We start from the raw sequence: 18017 nt of genomic DNA, 5'->3' as shown, positions 1-18017 counted from the left end.
ACCAGTCCCAAAGGCGTGGCTCGCGGCCGAGGGGGCACGCCTTTCCAGAGAAGAACGACGAAGACCACAGGCACGATGACATGACTGCGATCGATTTCCCCCCCGCTCGAAGACGCGCCGCCTCAACGACGGCAGATCACGGTATTTCGGCACACCGGGTCATCGGTTGGCTGTGGATCTCTCCGATCTTGCTCGGGCTCGCCTCGACCCTGGTCTATCCCACACTCTTCCTGGTGGCCCTTGCGCTCAGCAAAAGCACGCTCGGGAAACCCTTCCGCAGCTTTGTCGGATTGCGACATGTGCGGGACGTCCTCCAGGATCCGCTGTTTGTGACCTCTCTGACCAAGAGCATCGCCTATGCTTTCATCACGGCGAGTACCCAGCTGGCTATCGGCTTTTTGATCGCCTTGCTCTTCAGCCAGCTCCTGAAGGCCGGACGGTTCCTGGTAAGCCTGATCCTGCTGCCGCTCATGACGCCGCCGGTGATGGTGGGAGTCGCATGGAAGTTGATCCTCGCGCCGGCCGGAGGGCTCCTGAACGGGGTGCTCCTGAACCTTGGCATTGTCGACGCGCCCGTAAGCTTCCTGGGCGATCCTGTCTTTGCCTGGTTCGCGATCGCGGTTGCCGATGTCTGGCAATGGACGCCCTTCGTCGTCATCCTTAGCTTCGCCGCCCTTTCGACCATTCCCGAAGGCGTCCACGAGGCATCGATCATTGATGGAGCATCACCTCTGCAACGCTTCTGGCACATCACGCTTCCGCTCGTGGCGGCGCCGCTCTCCTCAATCTATCTCCTGAAGCTCATTCTCTCCTTCAAGGTCTTCGACCTCGTCTATGTCCTGACGTTCGGCGGTCCGGGCTTTGCCACTACGACGACCGGCTTCTCCATCTATCGCCGCGCATTGGAACAGTTCGATGTCGCCCGCGCCGCCGCCGAGACCCTGATCTATAGTCTGGTAATTGGCGCAGTGCTCTGGCCCGTCATCCGCATTCACCAGCATCTCGAGAGGAAAGACGCATGAAGATCAACCGCTCCGACATTCTGCTCGTTGCCGCGACCGCGCCGATCTTCATCTTCTTCACTCTGCCGATCGCGTATCTCATCTCGGTTTCTTTCAAGACCAAAGACGACGTGCTGAGCGGGCACTTCCTGCCGACAAGCCCGACGCTCGACAATTGGCCGGCCGCCTTCGAGGCTGCCTGTCTTTCAGGATTCATAGCCAACTCCGTTGCCGTATCGCTGCTCGCCGGCGCCCTGACGTTGCTGCTCACCCTCCCCGCCGCCTACGCCGTGCTGCGACTCGGCATCGGTGGCAAGTGGCTCGGTGATCTCACTCTGTCGAGCTACATGGCGCCACCGATCGTGGCTCTGATTCCCCTGTTCTATCTTCTCAAGGCAACCGGGCTCCTCAACACGCATGCCGGACTTGTGATGCTCTACGGCTTTGCCAATATTCCCGTCGCCTTCTGGCTTCTCACGCCTTTTCTCCGGCGCATGCCGCTGGAGATTGAACAGGCGGCAGCAGTCGACGGAGCCGGCCCCTTCCGGATCCTTGTCCATATCGTCGTGCCGATCATTGTGCCAGGCATCGTGGCGACGCTGATCATTGTCTCGGTCCTCGCCTATAACGAGTTCCTCTTTGCCTCCGCCTTCACCTTTTCCGACGAGACGCGCACGCTTCCCGTCGGCATCTCGCTCTTCCAGGGGGATCGGCTGGTCAATTTCGGACAGATGGCGGCTGCTTCTCTCGCGGGCATCGCACCAGTCTATCTGGTGGCACTCTTCCTGCAGCGTTATCTCGTTGCAGGTCTTGCCCATGGCGGCCTCAAATGACGACTGGACACGGTGCAAGCACGAGAATTCCGAGGAGTGGGCGGGATTGTTCCTCCGAGCCGTCACCCTCGCTAGAGAAGCTCGGGCGCATCCATACCCGCCTCAGTCTTATGACAAAGGGAGTGAACTGCTTCGTCGCCAGATCCGAGGCGAGCATCTCGCATGCGTACCGGCGTGTTCTTTTCGCATACCTAAACCGCTTCCCGTGACAGTGATCCGCCCCCCGCGCAAGATCTCTTATTTAGCTTCGAACGAGTTCAGCAATATTGACCTCAAGCCCAACTTGATAGCCGCAAGATAGTTTCATAAGTCGGGGAGACCTGCCCATTTCTCGATTCGATAAGGCAGAAGTTAATATACCCGCCCCCCGCCGGAGGGGGTTTAAGGCGAGCTCCGCCTGCGTTCTGAGCTTCTGACCTGCTGGTGCGATGGGAAGATATTTCTCGTTCATCGACCCTCTACTCGAATTCCGGTTAGTCCTGCACTTCCCGATGCGAATTACAGATTCCTAATGCCATCCAATGATTCCGAGCTCAACAGCTTTCAATGCAGCAGCCATTCTGCTGCTGCAGTTTAGCTTTCGCATGGCATTCCTAAGATGAAAATTTACCGTGTGCTCCGATATGCTCAATGTCTTCCCGATCGCCCACGATGATTTACCTTTCGCAGTCCATGCGAGGCATGCTTTTTCGCGGTTTGAGATGGCTGGATATTCCGTGTTCATGGCCGAGTTTTGCATCGTGCGGTTCCTAGGTGGAGTCTTGAGCCGGCGAGAGGTTCGGAAGGGACAATGCGCTTGTCACCGTGATCGATCCCAAAGCGAGACTCAAGAACCGTGCCAAATCGTCAACTGTGGCGCCAAATGCGCTAGAACCTCAGTGGCGGGGCCGGTAAGTGTCAATAAAAATCGGTTTCGATGGCGAGATGAGCAATCTCTGAACCGACTCACGACAGCGACTGTCGGTTGAACCGGCCGCCTGACCAAAGTACCCCCTTAAAAAGGAGAGCCTTTCGTGTCGAAGGGCCGGATGTCGCAGCGAAAGCGCTGGCGATCTCGCAACAGCCGGCGGCCGTCATCATTCATATCACCGCCGCCAAGCCTGACGGGGCAGCCGCCGGCAACTGTTTAGGCAAGCCGAGGTTGGCATGGAGCGTCTCTTCTCCGCCTTCGGTGCGGATACACGCCCCGCTCCTGCAAAAGCGGCACGACCTTTCCGACGAATTCGTCAAAGCCGCCAGGAGGTAAATGCGGCGCGAAGACGAATCCATGCGCGCCATCGGCTGCTCCGGCTTTTGATAATGCAGATCATATTGGCTTATTCGTCAACGCCTCCGACATATGTTTGGCAGAGGCCGCATTTGGTTCACTTTGCCACGAACCTTGAGGTCTCTCACGCCGTGACGGCGCAAGAGACTTTTGCGGATCGTCAACTCCACGCATGCAGCGGGGGATTTTCGCCATTCAGGAAATATCTTCCAAGAATGGCGTATTTCCAGCGCACGGGGTCATGGAGCGTATGGGTGCGCGCATTGCGCCAATGGCGATCGAGGTTGTGCTCGGCGAGTGTTGAGCGAGTGCCTGCGAGTTCGAACAGCTTGTTGGTCGCAGCAATCGCGATTTCGGTCGATAGGATCTTGGCCTCGGCCGTGACGATCTGCGCTTCGGCGACCGTCTCCGCATTGGGGTTCAGTACGGCGCGGTCGATTGCATAGCCGGCTTTTTCCAAAAGCGCTTGCGCGGCATGCAGGCGCAGCGTCAGGTCGCCGACGGCCTGGATTGTATAGGGATCCTCCCAGGCATGATCCTGGCCGCTATCCACCCATGCCCGGCTCTTGGTGCGCACGAAGGCGACCGTCTCGTCAATGGCGGCCTGTGCGATACCGGTGTCGACGGCAACCTGGATGATCTGGAAGATCGCACCATCTGCGCTCGGCACTTCATAGCCCTTGTATCCAGGCACGAGATGGGTCTTCGGCACCTTGACGTTGTCGAGCAGCACGGTGCCGGACAGCGTCGTGCGCTGCCCGAACGAGGACCAGTCATCGATGACGGTGAGCCCCCGCGCATCCCGCTCGGCAATCGCATACCAGGCCCGCCCTTCGTCATCGAGCGCGACGATCGGCACAAGATGCGCGAGCAGAGCGCCGGAGGAATAGAACTTGCGCCCGTTGACGACAACGTGGTCGCCGGCATCGCTGAAGCGCGTTTCGAAATCGACCGCCCGTTTGGAACCGAATTCCGAAAAAGCGTTGCCGAAACGGGTGCCTTTCAGCACCTCGGCAAACAGGAGTTTCTGCTGGGCGACATCCGATACAGTCCGGATGGCAGCGACGACCCCCAGATGGTTCTGGGCGATCTGACCGATCGATGAATCCGCCGCCGATATGATTTCGATGACCTTTGCAAGCGTGGCGTACGAAACCTCCGGGCCGCCGAAGGCCTTTGGCACATTGATCGACCATAGGCCGCTTTGCGAAAAGGCATCCAACTCGGCGACGGGCCAAATGCGTTCGCGATCGCGCTTGGCGGAGTCCTTCACGAATTCGGCCGCAAGCCGGCGGGCAACAGCGATTGCCTCGGCATCGTCCTTGATGACATGGGCGGGCTCAGCCGGACGAGGAACCGCCGGCACAGCCTTGACGGCATTTTCGGTATTGACCTGTGAGAGCGTCATGATGGATTCTCCTGGTTGACGATGGCGGCCGATCAGGCCTGTGGGAGGCTTGTTGTGGCGGGTATGGATGCCGGTGTGGATTTCTGACCGAGATAAAATGCCTTGACGTCGTCGCGTCCGCGCAACTCGGCCGCATCTCCCGAAAGCACTGCAGCGCCGTTTTCGAGGACTGTCGCGCGGTCGGCATAACGCAGGGCGATCGCCGAATTCTGTTCGGCAACGAGAATGGAAAGACCGCCTTCAACATTCAGCCGCCGCAACGTCCGGAAAATGTCCTGCACGACGATCGGCGCCAGCCCCATGGACGGTTCGTCGAGCACCAAAAGCTTTGGACGCGACATCAGCGCACGGCCGATCGCCGCCATTTGCTGTTCACCGCCCGAGGTAAGACCGGCCAGCGCGCGGCGCTTCTCCTTTAGTCGGGGAAAAATCGTGTATATTCTCTCCAGATCGGCGGCGATCTCGGAGCGCGAGCCGCTCCGTCCAAGGCCGCCGGAAACGAGATTTTCCTCGATGGTCAAATTGCGGAAGCAATGCCGGCCCTCAAGGACCTGCACGAGGCCGGCGCGCACCAATTCGGCCGGCGTTGCAGTGGTGACGTCGCGGCCCTCGTACAGGACGCCGCCGGCGGTAATCTCGCCGCGCTCGGCTGGAAGCAGGTTCGAAATCGCCTTGAGCGTCGTCGTCTTGCCGGCGCCATTGGCACCCAGCAGCGCCAGAATCTCGCCGCGGCGCAGTGTGAAGCTGACACCGTGAAGCGCCGTGATTGCTCCATTGTAGGTCGCTTTGATCCCGTCCACGCTCAGCAGAACGTCTTTTCCAGCCATGGTCCACCCAATCTCAGTGTGGTTTCGTATGCGAGCCGGGCACCGGCAGACAGCAGCAGGACCGCGCTGCCGATGCCCAGCCACCGGGCTCAGTTCGTCACGGCCTGTGCGTCTTCGGACGTGCGCAACTTGATGCCCTTTTCCTTGGCGTAGGCTTCCGAGGATTTCTCGATGATCGGCCGGAGCAGTGCCCAGTCCGGCGCAATCCAATCGGAGACGACGTTCCACTTCTTGCCGTCCCACTGCTGGAAGGTCACGTAGCCGTTGCCCTCGTGATTGTCCCAGGTGACGTTTATGGAATGGAACAGGCCCTTGGCGCCGAGCGCCTCGACGCGAGCCGGATCAAGCTGCAGGTGCTCGAAGCCCCAGCGGACCTCGTCGCCCGTCAGAGTCCGATGTCCGAACTTTTCCTGGGCAATACGGATCGCCTCGACGTTCAGGATACCGTTGACGATACCGAGATTATGATAGACGGAGCCGATGCGCTTCTTGTCTTCCAGATTGCCCTTGCCGTTGTCATAGAGCGTCTTCACGATCTCCTGGACGATCGGATATTCCGTGCCGGAGGCTTGGGTCGTGATGGCGGTATATCCCTTCGCGGCGTCGCCGGCCGGGATCACGTCCTCTTCCGAGTTCGACCAGACATTGCCGATGATATGGTCGGCAGGAAAGCCGGTCTTGGCCGCGGTTTTCAGGGCGACCGGGTTCATGACACCCCAGCCGCGCAGGACGACGTAATCCGGCTTGGCGCGGCGGATCGTCAGCCATTGCGCCTGTTGCTCATTGCCGGGATGCGGCACCTCGATCTGCTGCAGTTCGAAGCCATATTTCTGCGACAAGAGTTCATAGATCGGGATCGTTTCCTTGCCGTAGGGCGAGCCGTGATACAGCACGACGATCTTCTTGCCCTTCAGCTTGTCGAGACCGCCGAGCTTCGAGGCGATGTAGTTCACGATGCCCGAGGTCTCGCTATAGGGATTGAGCAGCAGCGGAAAGACATAGGGGAAAACGCGGCCATCAGTGGAATCCGTGCGACCATGGTTGATGGTGATCAACGGCACCTTGTCCTGCGTGATGCGGTCGATCATGGCATAGGCGATACCGACGGAAAGCGGGTTCCAGGCGGCAATATTCGGATTGCTCTTGAGACGCTCGTAGGCCTCGACGCCGCGTTCAACCTCGTATTGCGTTTCCGCTTCCGACCAGGTGAGCTTGACGCCGTTGACGCCGCCATTCCGCGTGTTGATGAGGTTCAGATAATCGATAAAACCACCGAAGAAACCTGTGCCGCCGGCCGCATAGGGCCCGACGCGATAGCTCTGCAGCGGGAAATATTGTTCATCGGCATGGGCGGCCGGTATCGCGGCCGAGACGGCTAGTCCAGCCGCAATGACAGCGGCCTTCAATTTCGCAAGCATGGTCATGTTTGGATACACTCCGGGTATTGTCCGGTGTGATGGCCGGAACTGGGTTGAATGAGCGATGGGTTTGATGTTTGCGGAGCTTGTGCCCCGGCTTGGTCAGGCCGGCCTGTCGATGGCAGAGCCCAACCGCCTTCGGATCTTGCCCCAAAGCGAGGAAAGCCCGTCCGGTTCCAGGATCAGAAACAGAATGATCAAGGCGCCGAGCACGATGCGCTGGCTCATGTCGAGCACGCCGGAATCGAAAACATCACCGAGCAGGAACGAGCCCAATCGAGATAGCACGAGCGGGAAGACGACGATCAGGGCGGCGCCGAGAAAGGCGCCCCGCGTCGAGGCAAGCCCGCCGATGATGATGATGAAAAGGATTTGGAACGATCGGTCGAGATTGAAGCCGGCCGGCTCGACGGTCCTCAGGTAAGCAAAGGCCCAAAGCGCTCCCGCAACCGCGATGATGAAAGAGGAGATCGCAAAGGCCAGCAACTTGGTTCTCAGTACGGGCACGCCGATGATGCGCGCCGCGATCTCATTGTCCCGAACGGCGATGAAGTTGCGCCCGGTTTGAGAGGTCGTCAGCCGATGCGCCAGGAAGGTCAGCACCACCACGATCGTAAGTGAAAAGAGATAGCGACCTGCCGGGCCCGTAAACTCGACGCCCGCAAGCGTCAGAGGCGGCGCATCAATGACCCCGGAGGCAGAGTCGTTTGAAAACCAGCTAAACTTGGTGAGAGCCCACTGCACGAAGAACTGCGCGGCGAGCGTCGACACCGCAAGATAAAAGCCCTTCAATCTGAGGCTCGGCAGGCCGAAGACGATGCCGATCACCGCCGCCATAAGGCCGGCCAGCAGGATGCTGACGATCAACGGCAGGCCATCGACGCGCAGATTGAAATTGTAAGCAGCAAAGGCACCGACGGCCATGAAGGCGGCGCTTCCGAGCGAGACCTGGCCTGCATAGCCGGTAAGCAGATTCAGCCCGACGCCGGCAAGGCTGAGCGCCAGGAACGGCAAAAGGATCGCCTCGAACAAATAGGTCGAACCGACAAAGGGAACCACGAGATAGGCGCCGGCAAGGATGGCAATCGGCGTCATCCAGCGGCTGAAAAGCCGTGTGGGATGATGATCGGTGGTAACGACGGCCATATCAGACCCTTTCCACGAGCTTTTGCCCAAACAGGCCGGAGGGGCGGATGAGCAGGAAGGCGAGTGCTGCGACATAGGCAATCCAACCTTCGATGCCGCCGCCGAAATATTCGCCGATATAGACTTCCGCGAGCTTCTCTGTCGCGCCGATTAGCAGGCCGCCGACGATCGCACCCAGAATGGAATCAAAGCCGCCAAGCACGAGAACGGGCAGCGCTTTCAGCACCACCAGCGACAGGGAGAACTGCACGCCGAGCCGCGCGCCCCATAGCAGGCCAGCCACCAGCGCCACGACACCGGCAGCCGCCCAGACCGTTGCCCAAATCCAGGGCAGTTTCAGTCCGACTGCAAGCGCAGCGAACTGATCGTCCGCTACAGCCCGGCATGCCAGCCCAATTCGGGTGTAGCGGAAGAAGGCGGACAGCGCCGCCACCATCGCAGCAGCGACTGCCGCCGCAAAAAGATCGAACTGGCTGATGAACACGCCGCCAATGTCGAATGGAACATCCTCGATCCCGAGCTCCAGACCGTGGACCTGCGTGCCCCAGATGAGTTGAGCCGCCCCCTCGATGATATAGGAGAGCCCGAGCGTCGCCATGAAAAGCGTAATCGGCGGCTTGTTGGTCAATGGTCGCAGCACGGTACGCTCGATGGCAATGCCGATCAGCACCATGACAGCGAATGTAATGACGAGCGCCAAGGCAAAGGGAACGCCACGCTCAAGAAGGCTGACAAAGGTCAGCGCGGCAAACAGCAACATTGCCCCTTGAGCGAAATTAAGCACGCCCGACGTCTTGTAGATCAGCACGAAACCGATTGCGACGAGCGAATACATAACGCCCGACAGCAGGCCGCCAACCAGCACTTCGATCAGAAACGGCCAGTCGAAATCTGCCATCAGATGCCCTCCCCATCCTCGTTTTCCGCAACGACGCCGAGATAGGCGTCGATGACGCGCTCGTCGGCACGAATTTCGTCCGGGCTGCCGTCGGCGATCTTGCGGCCGTAATCGAGGACCGCGATCCGGTCGGAAAGCTGCATGACCACGCCGATATCGTGTTCGATGAGGATCACCGTCGTGTCATACAGATCTCGGGCAGACCGGATGACGTCGGCCATGTCGTTCTTTTCGCTCGCCGTCATCCCCGCCATAGGCTCGTCTAGAAGCAGGATCTTCGGTTCCGCCACCAGGGCGCGGGCGAGCTCGACGCGTTTTTGCAGTCCGTAGGGCAGCGTGCCTACGAGACGATGGCTGACCTGGCCCAGATGCAGGAACTCGAGAATACGGGCCGCCCGCTCGCGTGCATCCGCCTCTTCGCGGCGCGCGCGGCCAAGCCCGAGGATCTGTTCGGCAAAGGTCGAGCACACGGTATAGGCTCGACCGGCGATGACGTTATCAGTGACACTCAAGCCCTTGAACAAGGCGAGGTTCTGGAACGTGCGCGCAACGCCAAGCGATGCCAATCGCTCCGTCGGCACATGACGATAGGTGTTGGAGCCGATACGAACATGGCCATGGTTCGAGCGATAGACACCGCTGATGACGTTGATCAGCGAACTCTTGCCTGCGCCATTTGGACCGATAATCGCCCGGATCTCCCCCGGCTCAACAGAAAGGTCTACATTGACCAAGGCAGCGACGCCACCGAATGACAGGCTGATGCCATGCAAAGAGAGAGCATGGGTCTCTTCGTCATGCTGCGGGATGCCGCCGGTCTTGCCCGGTGGCAACGCGCGGGCAATCTGGTCGCCGGAGTCCCGCAGCGTACCGGGATCCAGCACGTCAAGGGAATAGGTCGCGGCAGGCATTCAGTGTCCTCCATTCGGCTCGGGCGCGGCTTGAACATGGCACGCCAATCCCGTCGGCGTGGACCAATCGGCCCACGCACCCATCATGTTTCACTTTACGAGGTATTTTGCTGCAGCGAGGCCTATTCGGCCGCCACTGGCTGCGTGCTGGCGGCCTCTTCGAGCTCACGAACCAGCGGAATCACATGCTTGCCGAAATACTCGACCTCCTCCTGGAAATGCAGGAAGCCCAGCAGAATCAGATCCGCACCCGCCTGCTTCAGCGCCACAACCCGCTCGGCAACCTGCCGTGGCGTGCCGATGAGGTTCGAGCGGAAGCCATCATTATATTGAACGAGGTCTTCGAAAGAAGATTTCGCCCAGTTTCCTTCGCCTTCCGGCGACGCCTTGCCGGCGTTCTTAACTTCATGCCCGAAAGCATTGACCGCCTCGGGATTGGCCTTCTCGATGATCTCGGCAAGCACTGCCTTGGCTTCTTCCTCGGTTTCGCGCACGATTGCGAAGGCGTTCACCCCGATCCGCACTGAATGGCCATTCTCCTTGGCCTTCGATTGGATGTCGTCAACCTGCTTGCGGATCTCGGCCGGCGTATTGCCGTTGGTGAAGTACCAGTCCGACACACGCGCCGCCATGTCGCGAGCTGCGCGTGAGGAGCCGCCCTGGAAGATTTCCGGCTGCGGATCGATCGGCTTCGGCTTCAGCGAATAATTGTTGAAGCGATAGAAATCGCCGCGGAAGGTGAAATTATCCTCGGTCCAGATACCGCGAAGCGCACGGATGAACTCCTCCGAGCGGCGATAGCGCTCGTCATGATCAAGCCAGTGCTCGCCAATGGCGGCAAATTCACCGCGGAACCAGCCGCTGACAATATTGACTGCGACGCGCCCGTTGGTCAGGTGATTGATGGTGGCAATCTGCTTGGCGGCAACGGCCGGATTCCAAGGACCAGGCAGGATCGCTGCGATCACCTTCAATGTCGTCGTCGATTCAAGAAGGGCCTGACTGAACGAAACGGACTCATGCTGAAATTCCGCTCCATAGCCTGCCGTGAAACGGATCTGGCTTAGGGCATAGTCGAAACCGCTCGCTTCGGCGATCTGCGCAAGCTTTCTGTTGTATTCGATCGTCCAGCTTGTGCGCTGTTCGATATTCGAAATCACCAGTCCTCCCGAGACATTCGGCACCCAATAGGCAAATTTGACCGGATCGTTTGAGGCATTGGAAAAAGTCATGTAAGGCTCCCTCTGGAATTTCGTTCTATGGCTAAGCTGCCAATCCGCTGTGTTTTGCCGAGGCCGCGATCGCTCCGATGTCGAGCGCCGGCGTGATTTCAGAAACCTCTTCGACGGCTCGATCCACGCGCTCGAGGACGGCAGGATTCCTGAGCTCGTGATCGGTAAAGTCGGCCTCAAGCGCATAGATCGAGGTCGGGACGGTCAGCGCATTGAAGAAGCCGAAGAGCGGCCGCAATTGGTGCTCAAGCATCAGGCCATGCAACGGCGTGCCGCCGGTTGCGGCGAGGACGACGCGCTTGCCCGTCAGCGCTCGATGATCGACAAGGTCAAACAGATGCTTCAGCGCGCCGCTGTAGGACGCCCGATAAACGGGTGATCCGGCGATGATGATATCGGCTCCTTCCACCGCGGCAATGACCGCCCTGCCCTCGGTATCGAGCTGATCAGCTCTGAGCGCCCGAAAGAGCACCGGTGCTGCATCGACAAGCTCGATGCACTGCACGTGGCCACCAACGCGCTGCCGCAGGCGATCGGCGGCGACCTTCACCAAGGACGCCGTGCGGGACGGTCTTTTGACATTGCCACTCAGCGCGAGGATGTTCATGATGACCACGAGTCCCGATTGATTAGATAATTTACCCTATATATTTAGTAGCTTTTAGAAAGGCGAAGATGTTCTAATCTTCCGAGCAAAATGGATTGAATTACTGTTTTGAGCGATGGCTTATCGGAAGAATTTTCTCAAACGCAATCTGTCGTGCATGGCACGATGGGTGCTGAAGAACTGACGCCGAAGTGCGGGGACTGATCGACATACGAGCTCTGAGGGCAGTCATTTTCTTAAGCGCCTTACAAACTTTATATTGGCCGTTGATCGCCCGGCGTCCAACCCAGTGCACGCGTTGGGGAGGCCGATGGGGATTATGGCTGGTCGCCCCAGTGAGCGAAATCGCAACCAGCCTGTCCGTCTGCACCTTTGAATCGCGAAATCAGGTTGGGAAAGAAAAACGAATTCTTCGGCCGCTTATGATTCTAAGTTAGACATGACCTCTGGTTGTGACTGCCGCAGACATACGACAGCCTTGCGTGCGAGCAGTGATGCCGGAATTAGATCAGTGTTGGCCATTCTCAGTTCCTCGGCTTTCAGACCCGCAGCTTGCATCGAGATCCGGGCGTTCGTTAATACCGTCTTCGCCCATTTGTTGTCGCCCCTCCCAAAACTTCCTCTTCATCGTGGCACTGATCGGGGGCGGATTGCGACACGACATGTCCGCAACCCTACACCCCCCCGATGAAACATCCGCAATCTCGGACGGTTGCGGGGGCGACCTGATTGGCACGAGTAGTGCTCAGAAGAAGCCGGGGGGCTAAACCCAAGAGCGCGACGGAGGTACCATCGGCGGCATTATTCGCTGAAAACGGATGGCGATTAAACCGCCCAGTTTGCGCACCGCAAGCGTCTACGCGTTACTGTCGTGCGAGAAGGCCATGCAGTTAGAGGGATGCGCAGGTTCTAGATGAGCGTCTACGCAAAGCGTAGGCGGTGCATACATCCGAAATCGAGGGCATCGAGTTCATCTGTTTCCGACCCCTTGAACCACAAGCGGCGCATGAGGCCGCCACAAATCACGAGGAATTTCACATGACAGAAATCAACGAAACAACGCTCAATGAACTCGTGAGCCGCGTCCTTGACGACCTTGGCGGAGCGCTCAGCGTGCCGCTGGTACGGATTGGAGATGCTCTCGGGCTATACAGGACGCTGAAGGCAGTCGGGCCGGTGAAGGCCGACGAACTTGCCGATGCCTCGGGATGCGCACCTCGTTATGTGCGGGAGTGGCTGGCGGCACAGGCAGCCTCAGGTTATGTGCATCATGAGCGAGGATTGTTCTCGCTGACGCCGGAGCAGGCCTTCGTGTTTGCCGAGCCGGACAGCGCGGTCAATCTCGTTGGCGCGTTCGATATCGCTGCTGCGATGGTCGAAAACCAGCCGAAGGTGCAGTCCGCCTTCAAAACCGGCCGAGGCGTTGCCTGGGGAGATCAGGCTGGCTGCATGTTCTGCGCCGTCGCGCGACTATTCCGCCCAGGTTATATTAATTCCCTTGTGCAGGACTGGCTGCCGGCACTCCACGGTGTAATCGATAGATTGGAAACGGGCGCGAAGGTGGCGGACGTCGGATGTGGGCACGGGCTATCCACGATCCTTCTGGCGCAGGCGTTTCCCAATTCCCGCTTTGTGGGCTACGACTTCCATGCAGGCTCGATTGCCGCTGCGATCGCGCACGCCCAGGCACACGGGTTGACGAACCTGCACTTCGAGGTTGGCCGGGCGCAGGATTTCGACGGCGGAGATTTCGATTTGATCACCTGCTTCGACTGTTTGCACGACATGGGCGACCCGAAAGCCGCTGCGGCTCATATCCGAAAGGCGTTAAAAAAAGGCGGGGTCTGGATGGTGGTCGAACCAACGGCCGGAGATACCCTGGAGGAGAATATCAATCCGGTTGGACGGCTCTACTACTCAGCCTCGACGATGATCTGCGTTCCGACCTCGCTTGCCCAGGAGACAGGGCTCGCGCTCGGTGCGCAAGCTGGAGAGCGGCGATTGGCCGAGGTGATCCGCTCAGGCGGCTTCACTCATATCCGGCGTGCAGCCCAGACGCCCCTCAACATGGTGCTCGAAGCAACCTGACGAGAATGAGTGACGCATCGGTCCGGCCAGATGGGGCAGGCGCTCTGCGCGTGACGTCGGAAAGCGGGTAGCCGCCCTTGAAATTTGGTCGCGTCTGCTGGGTACAGGAGAAATCGCGCGCTTGCGATAAACTTAGGCCGGGTTCGAGTGCGATCCGGAACGCTGTCCTGCGGCTGTTTGGCGACGCCTTGTACCGGCGGACCTATGAGCAGCTCACACGCCCCTTCTGAAAGGCGGCCGAACAACCAAAGTCCCTAGCCCTTGGGTGCCCTCACCCGCAGATCGATCTCTCAACCTGGGATTTGATGGTGCGCCAGTTTGGTGGAGCAAAGCCTGCCGCTATTAGCCAGTGTCTACGCGCGAGTCAGGCGGTCACCTGTCGACATCGATTTTCGAGACGAGTTCTGTCGTCAGTCATTGGTCTTGCCCCCTTAATACATCACGATGTTGAGTGTGACGTCGACAGGCGAAGCCGCCTTGAGCTGGGTGCTCCCGCGCGCAACCAGCAGGCCATCCGCACGCTCCAAGCGCGCGACGATCTGCAGCGTTCTCGAAGCAGCCGAGCTTGCGGGCAGGGACAAGGAAAAGGCTATCGCCTTTGACCCGCCGTCGCTTCTGATGCGCGTTTCCGTGGCGCGACGTCGCGCATTATTTTGAATGGCACGGTCCTCGAGATAAATCTCAAGACGACCCTTCGGTATCACCGCGCCGCCCTCGAACGTGACCGTGCCGCGAATATCCGACGATTGAGCAGCGACTGGTCCGGCGACCGCCGCAACAGCCGCAGCCCCAACGGCCTGTAATACTGTGCGGCGGTCGGTCCGGTGCTTCATCGCACACTCTCCATGATTGCCTCGCAAGGCCCTGCGGTAGCGAGATTGCCGCTCAGCTAAGGGCTCGAAAAGATAAACCACTGCAAATGTAGTATCGGAAGGGGCGCCTGCAAGCGCCCCTCCTGGTATCGAGTTAGATGACAATGAAGTCGGCTGCCGAAAGCCTCAGATTTGGGGTCAGCTGCGCAACCTGAATGGCCGCAAGCTCTCCGCCTCCGTCGACGTCATATGACAACGCGCCGCTATCGGTGTTGTAGATGATGCGGTCGCCTGCGTTATGAGCGATGCCCTCCGCGCTCCCGTGGAACGCGCCCAAGGCGAGAGCGCCGTCTCCACCGCCGCTCTCAAAGACGAGACTGTCCAGCAGGATCATGTCGTTGATCACCCTGAAGTCCTTGATCCGCTCGACATTACCGTTCCCAAGCTCAGGCGAGAAGCGGAATGTATCCTGACCCTCGCCGCCGGTCAGCGTGTCCTCGCCAGCTCCGCCACAGAGGATGTTGCCATCGTTGCCAGGCAATTCGTCGGCGTAGATGATGTGTTCGACGTTGGCGATTTGCGGAATTTTCAGGTTCTTGGACAGGAGGATGACGGTGTCGTTCCCGCCGTTGGCCTTCTCGTGAATGACGTCGTCCGGGGAATCGACGAAATAGATATCGTCGCCGCCGTTGCCAGCCATGCGGTCGGCGCCGCCGCGGCCGTCGAGGACGTTGGCGCCGTCGTTGCCGATCAGGACATCGTCATGGCTGCTGCCGATGCCGTTCTCGACGTAATAGTCGGTCGCATCCGCGTTGTGTCCAGCGAAGATCGAAACATTGTTGCTGCAACCGTTGACGCTGGAGAAATGTCCGGCGCGCAAGTCGAGGATCGTACCCGCCGTCGAGCCGGAGAAATCGATCGTGTCGGTCCCGCCGGTATCATGGATCGCGAAGCCGATGTCATGCTGCTTGCCAGAGGAGGTCAGCTGGTAGCTACGCTGTGGGCTCCCGAAGCCGTAGATATTGTTCTCTGTGTTGAGGTCGATGTGCTGGTAGGTGCGCACTCCATTCGCGTCAACGGTTGAAAAAAGGCGGCGAATGAAGGCCTCGATGTCGGCCATAAGCGGCGTCGACGCAAACCAGAGGCTGGTTTCGCCGACAGCGTTGCTATCGAAATAGGACATGACGCTGTATTGCCACCGATCATATATCCAGGTCGCATCGTTCCGATAGGTGATCGGCTCGCGCCGTCGGGACCGCTGTAATTGTAGTCTCCAGGATGATTCAGACCGAATTGATGGCCGAATTCATGCATGAAGGCTTGGAAGACATAGCCGCCGACATCGGTCTTGTGGGCTTCCTTGTCGTCGAAACCCTGGCCGATGCTGACATGGTGACCGTTCGAATAGGCCATGCCATCGTCCTCCTCGCCAAGTTCGGGGCTGACAACCTCAATCTGGTCCGTGGTGCCGTCGAACGGCGCGTCGTCGATGATTTCGAATTTCAGGGGTGTGACAGACGCCCACATCTCTAAGGCGCCGATCGCGGCGGCCTTGTATTCCGGGTGGTTGTTGAGTTCGTAGAGATTGATCCTCACCGTTCCCGCAGCGATCTCGGGCGTCAGCCAACTGGGCAATGACCCAAGATGGTCGATAAAGGACTCATAATCCTCGCTCTTGCCATATGGGTTGTCGGGCGTCTGGTCGTTAATCCACCAGTCGTCGCTCGTCTGGCTTGGTTTTCCGGTCTGGCTTGGATGCGGCATCTTGGGATTCCTCTCTCTTCGATTGTGCGCAGTTACGGCTGTACCGTTCTGCAGGGGTCAAGACTTCCGGTACCAGTTTGGAGGACGCACAGTAGAGAAGGATTGACCTCACCATAAACCGCCCGATCGCTTAGGTTTTCTGTACCGTTGCTACTCAGAGGCCAATAACCGATGTTCATGATCCATTCGTCCTTAGCGCAGGATTTTGAACTGCTCCTGTCCTAACCCCAATTACATATGAGCCACAGCCTGCACGTGAGGCGCTGCGAACCCCCATACGCCGACGAAGCATTCCCCCGGAACGCATCGTTCTTAAAAACCGCTGCCCCGCCCGAGGCGCCCACCTCATTCGCCGATACCTACTCGCCGCTCCAGCCACGCGCTGCTCAATCCTCCCGAAACGCATGCTGCATCTGGTCGGTGAGCGGCTTTGTCAGGTAGGAGATGACGGTACGGTCGGCGATCTTGATGAAGACCTCGGCGGGCATGCCGGGGTAGAGCGAAAGGCCCTTGAGCTTGGCGAGGCTTTCCGGATCGGGGTGGATGCGCAGCGGATAATAGGTGGCCCCGGTGCGCTCATCGGTTACGAGGTCGGGAGCGACCGTCACGACCTCCGCCTCGACGTCGGGCGTGGTGCGCTGGTTAAAGGCGCTGAAGCGGATCTCGACCAACTGCCCGACGTGGATCTGGTCGATGTCACGGGTGGCCACCCGGGCTTCGACGGTCAGATCATCTGCCTCCGGTACGACGAGCATCAGCGTCTCGCCTGCCATGACGACGCCGTTGATGGTGTGGACTGCGAGCTGGTAGAGCCGCATGTGGAATCTCGTATCCACCGAGGATGGGATTCTCGCTTTTGTTCGCGGCGCATCAAAAGGGCAAGGAGCGCAATATTGGACCCAATCCCAGATAGGTCAGTTCTTTTCCTCGGGTGCTAAGCAAATTGCGGTTGTTCAGGCACCCCAGACCATCAGGACCAAAGGTTACGGTGCTGTGTCGCTCACCGCGTCGGAAATCTATCGCGTGGACTCCGATAACTTCGGCAGTCCGTATGAATGCTCGGTGATTTGCCGGCAGCAGAAGGCCGCCGCCCTCTCCAAGTTCGGACTGACTTTTGTGACGGATCGCACGTGGAGCGGGGACGAAAACCTCTGGTGCCGGGAATTTGAGTCTGGACCTTTGGACGATCCCGAGAACTTTTCTATCCCGGAAGAGGCGTTTGATTGGACCCGTAACATTGCCGCGCAGCAGCCGGTAGAGATCAAACTGGGGTTTATCGACGGAAATCTCGTGTCAATTGATGACCATGACGTTGCACTGATCGACACAATCCCGCTCCTAAATAAAACAGTTGGTAAATTCGGACACGGCCGCTTTGTCGGGCTCGAACACATTTCAACCGGTGAAAAGGTTCTCGAGGTCCGCGAGGCGCCCGCGGCGGCCATCATCATGGACGCGCTGCGGCACCTCGAAACCACGGCTCTGAATCCGGGTTAACAGTCATGCTCGGATGATTTCGGCCATGTATTGTGGGTTTCTGCCTGCTTTGTTTCGTCTGAGTTTGATACTGCGCTTGTCGTTATGGCTTCGAACCATGTTGATGGCGAAGTGTCGGACGACGGCCATGTTGGCTGGTCCATGCCCGGTTCGAGATCGGGCGGCATCCTCGTTGAAGGTGACGTCGAGTACCCAATGGAGGGAGTTCTCGATGGCCCAATGGCCACGTATGGCCTCGGCGAACTGGAGCGCGGTCATCGACCGTGAGGAGATATAGAAGCGGACCTGGCTGCTTTGCCTGGACTTTT

15 protein-coding genes and 2 pseudogenes are annotated in these 18017 nt (G+C 59.0%); 4 read left to right on the top strand and 13 right to left on the bottom strand.

The window, feature by feature from the left end:
• Positions 1–80: 80 nt before the first annotated feature.
• Positions 81–1022, top strand: coding sequence for a carbohydrate ABC transporter permease (locus tag K290_RS0130940; RefSeq protein WP_015341969.1), 942 nt, complete (start codon positions 81–83; stop codon positions 1020–1022).
• Positions 1019–1834: a carbohydrate ABC transporter permease gene (locus K290_RS0130935; RefSeq protein WP_004119950.1), complete on the top strand. Its 816-nt coding sequence runs from the start codon at positions 1019–1021 to the stop codon at positions 1832–1834. The genes K290_RS0130940 and K290_RS0130935 overlap by 4 nt, the downstream gene beginning before the upstream one ends.
• Positions 1835–2342: 508 nt before the next feature.
• Here K290_RS0130935 and K290_RS36870 read toward each other — a convergent pair.
• The 9 genes from K290_RS36870 to msuE all read right to left on the bottom strand — a co-directional run bounded on the left by K290_RS36870 (position 2343) and on the right by msuE (position 11548).
• Complete coding sequence (locus K290_RS36870) at positions 2343–2558, bottom strand: response regulator transcription factor (protein ID WP_240535459.1); 216 nt, start codon at positions 2556–2558, stop codon at positions 2343–2345.
• Between the two features lie 703 nt (positions 2559–3261).
• Complete coding sequence (locus K290_RS0130925; RefSeq protein ID WP_004119945.1) at positions 3262–4509, bottom strand: SfnB family sulfur acquisition oxidoreductase; 1248 nt, start codon at positions 4507–4509, stop codon at positions 3262–3264.
• Positions 4510–4541: 32 nt separating this feature from the next.
• Positions 4542–5336, bottom strand: a complete 795-nt coding sequence (locus tag K290_RS0130920) for an ABC transporter ATP-binding protein (RefSeq protein ID WP_004119942.1) — start codon at positions 5334–5336, stop codon at positions 4542–4544.
• 89 nt (positions 5337–5425) lie between these two features.
• Positions 5426–6760 carry an ABC transporter substrate-binding protein gene (locus tag K290_RS0130915; protein WP_004119939.1) on the bottom strand — a complete coding sequence of 445 codons (1335 nt, stop codon included), beginning with the start codon at positions 6758–6760 and terminating at the stop codon, positions 5426–5428.
• A 96-nt stretch (positions 6761–6856) separates the two neighbouring features.
• Entirely contained in the window at positions 6857–7900 is a 1044-nt protein-coding gene (locus K290_RS0130910; protein WP_004119936.1) for a branched-chain amino acid ABC transporter permease, read from the bottom strand.
• Position 7901: 1 nt separating this feature from the next.
• Positions 7902–8798: a branched-chain amino acid ABC transporter permease gene (locus K290_RS0130905; RefSeq protein WP_004119933.1), complete on the bottom strand. Its 897-nt coding sequence runs from the start codon at positions 8796–8798 to the stop codon at positions 7902–7904.
• Positions 8798–9709, bottom strand: coding sequence for an ABC transporter ATP-binding protein (locus tag K290_RS0130900; RefSeq protein ID WP_004119930.1), 912 nt, complete (start codon positions 9707–9709; stop codon positions 8798–8800). Before K290_RS0130900 ends, K290_RS0130905 begins: the two co-directional genes overlap by 1 nt.
• 122 nt (positions 9710–9831) lie before the next feature.
• A complete protein-coding gene (gene sfnG / locus K290_RS0130895) occupies positions 9832–10941 on the bottom strand; it encodes a dimethylsulfone monooxygenase SfnG (protein WP_004119927.1) in 1110 nt (369 codons plus the stop codon).
• A 31-nt stretch (positions 10942–10972) separates the two neighbouring features.
• Positions 10973–11548 carry an FMN reductase gene (gene msuE, locus K290_RS0130890; RefSeq protein WP_028755187.1) on the bottom strand — a complete coding sequence of 192 codons (576 nt, stop codon included), beginning with the start codon at positions 11546–11548 and terminating at the stop codon, positions 10973–10975.
• A gap of 1038 nt (positions 11549–12586) precedes the next feature.
• On the opposite strand from msuE, the gene K290_RS0130885 reads away from it, so the two are divergent.
• The gene (locus tag K290_RS0130885; protein ID WP_004119923.1) at positions 12587–13636 is read left to right on the top strand and encodes a class I SAM-dependent methyltransferase; all 1050 of its coding nucleotides are present in this window, start codon (positions 12587–12589) and stop codon (positions 13634–13636) included.
• Between the two features lie 431 nt (positions 13637–14067).
• Here the strand turns inward: K290_RS0130885 and K290_RS0130880 are convergent, their stop codons facing one another.
• The 3 genes and pseudogenes from K290_RS0130880 to K290_RS0130865 form a co-directional block, all read right to left on the bottom strand.
• Positions 14068–14469: a twin-arginine translocation signal domain-containing protein gene (locus K290_RS0130880; protein ID WP_004119921.1), complete on the bottom strand. Its 402-nt coding sequence runs from the start codon at positions 14467–14469 to the stop codon at positions 14068–14070.
• Between the two features lie 325 nt (positions 14470–14794).
• Positions 14795–16212 (bottom strand): annotated as a pseudogene (locus K290_RS38880) (M10 family metallopeptidase C-terminal domain-containing protein); the annotation flags it as partial.
• A 386-nt stretch (positions 16213–16598) separates the two neighbouring features.
• Positions 16599–17027 (bottom strand): annotated as a pseudogene (locus K290_RS0130865) (beta-barrel domain-containing protein); the annotation flags it as partial.
• Between the two features lies 1 nt (position 17028).
• Here K290_RS0130865 and K290_RS35985 point away from each other — a divergent pair.
• The gene (locus K290_RS35985; RefSeq protein ID WP_004119915.1) at positions 17029–17709 is read left to right on the top strand and encodes an argininosuccinate synthase domain-containing protein; all 681 of its coding nucleotides are present in this window, start codon (positions 17029–17031) and stop codon (positions 17707–17709) included.
• 3 nt (positions 17710–17712) lie between these two features.
• Here the strand turns inward: K290_RS35985 and K290_RS35455 are convergent.
• Positions 17713–18017 (bottom strand): ISAs1 family transposase (locus K290_RS35455; protein WP_037136658.1); only part of this gene is annotated, 305 nt, incomplete at its 5' end.

The sequence above is a fragment of the Rhizobium leucaenae USDA 9039 genome (assembly GCF_000426285.1).
GTDB classification, from domain to species: Bacteria; Pseudomonadota; Alphaproteobacteria; order Rhizobiales; family Rhizobiaceae; genus Rhizobium; species Rhizobium leucaenae.
The sequence above is the reverse complement of the archived record's forward strand: the minus strand, read 5'-3'. Positions and strand labels throughout refer to the sequence as shown.

What these genes read in the sequence shown, in the direction of transcription:
- K290_RS0130940 (WP_015341969.1), top strand. Translation starts at nt 81, where the DNA reads ATGACTGCGATCGATTTCCCCCCCGCTCGAAGACGCGCCGCCTCAACG.
- K290_RS0130935 (WP_004119950.1), top strand. Translation starts at nt 1,019, where the DNA reads ATGAAGATCAACCGCTCCGACATTCTGCTCGTTGCCGCGACCGCGCCG.
- K290_RS36870 (WP_240535459.1), bottom strand. Translation starts at nt 2,558, where the DNA reads ATGAACACGGAATATCCAGCCATCTCAAACCGCGAAAAAGCATGCCTC.
- K290_RS0130925 (WP_004119945.1), bottom strand. Translation starts at nt 4,509, where the DNA reads ATGACGCTCTCACAGGTCAATACCGAAAATGCCGTCAAGGCTGTGCCG.
- K290_RS0130920 (WP_004119942.1), bottom strand. Translation starts at nt 5,336, where the DNA reads ATGGCTGGAAAAGACGTTCTGCTGAGCGTGGACGGGATCAAAGCGACC.
- K290_RS0130915 (WP_004119939.1), bottom strand. Translation starts at nt 6,760, where the DNA reads ATGACCATGCTTGCGAAATTGAAGGCCGCTGTCATTGCGGCTGGACTA.
- K290_RS0130910 (WP_004119936.1), bottom strand. Translation starts at nt 7,900, where the DNA reads ATGGCCGTCGTTACCACCGATCATCATCCCACACGGCTTTTCAGCCGC.
- K290_RS0130905 (WP_004119933.1), bottom strand. Translation starts at nt 8,798, where the DNA reads ATGGCAGATTTCGACTGGCCGTTTCTGATCGAAGTGCTGGTTGGCGGC.
- K290_RS0130900 (WP_004119930.1), bottom strand. Translation starts at nt 9,709, where the DNA reads ATGCCTGCCGCGACCTATTCCCTTGACGTGCTGGATCCCGGTACGCTG.
- sfnG (WP_004119927.1), bottom strand. Translation starts at nt 10,941, where the DNA reads ATGACTTTTTCCAATGCCTCAAACGATCCGGTCAAATTTGCCTATTGG.
- msuE (WP_028755187.1), bottom strand. Translation starts at nt 11,548, where the DNA reads ATGAACATCCTCGCGCTGAGTGGCAATGTCAAAAGACCGTCCCGCACG.
- K290_RS0130885 (WP_004119923.1), top strand. Translation starts at nt 12,587, where the DNA reads ATGACAGAAATCAACGAAACAACGCTCAATGAACTCGTGAGCCGCGTC.
- K290_RS0130880 (WP_004119921.1), bottom strand. Translation starts at nt 14,469, where the DNA reads ATGAAGCACCGGACCGACCGCCGCACAGTATTACAGGCCGTTGGGGCT.
- K290_RS35985 (WP_004119915.1), top strand. Translation starts at nt 17,029, where the DNA reads ATGTGGAATCTCGTATCCACCGAGGATGGGATTCTCGCTTTTGTTCGC.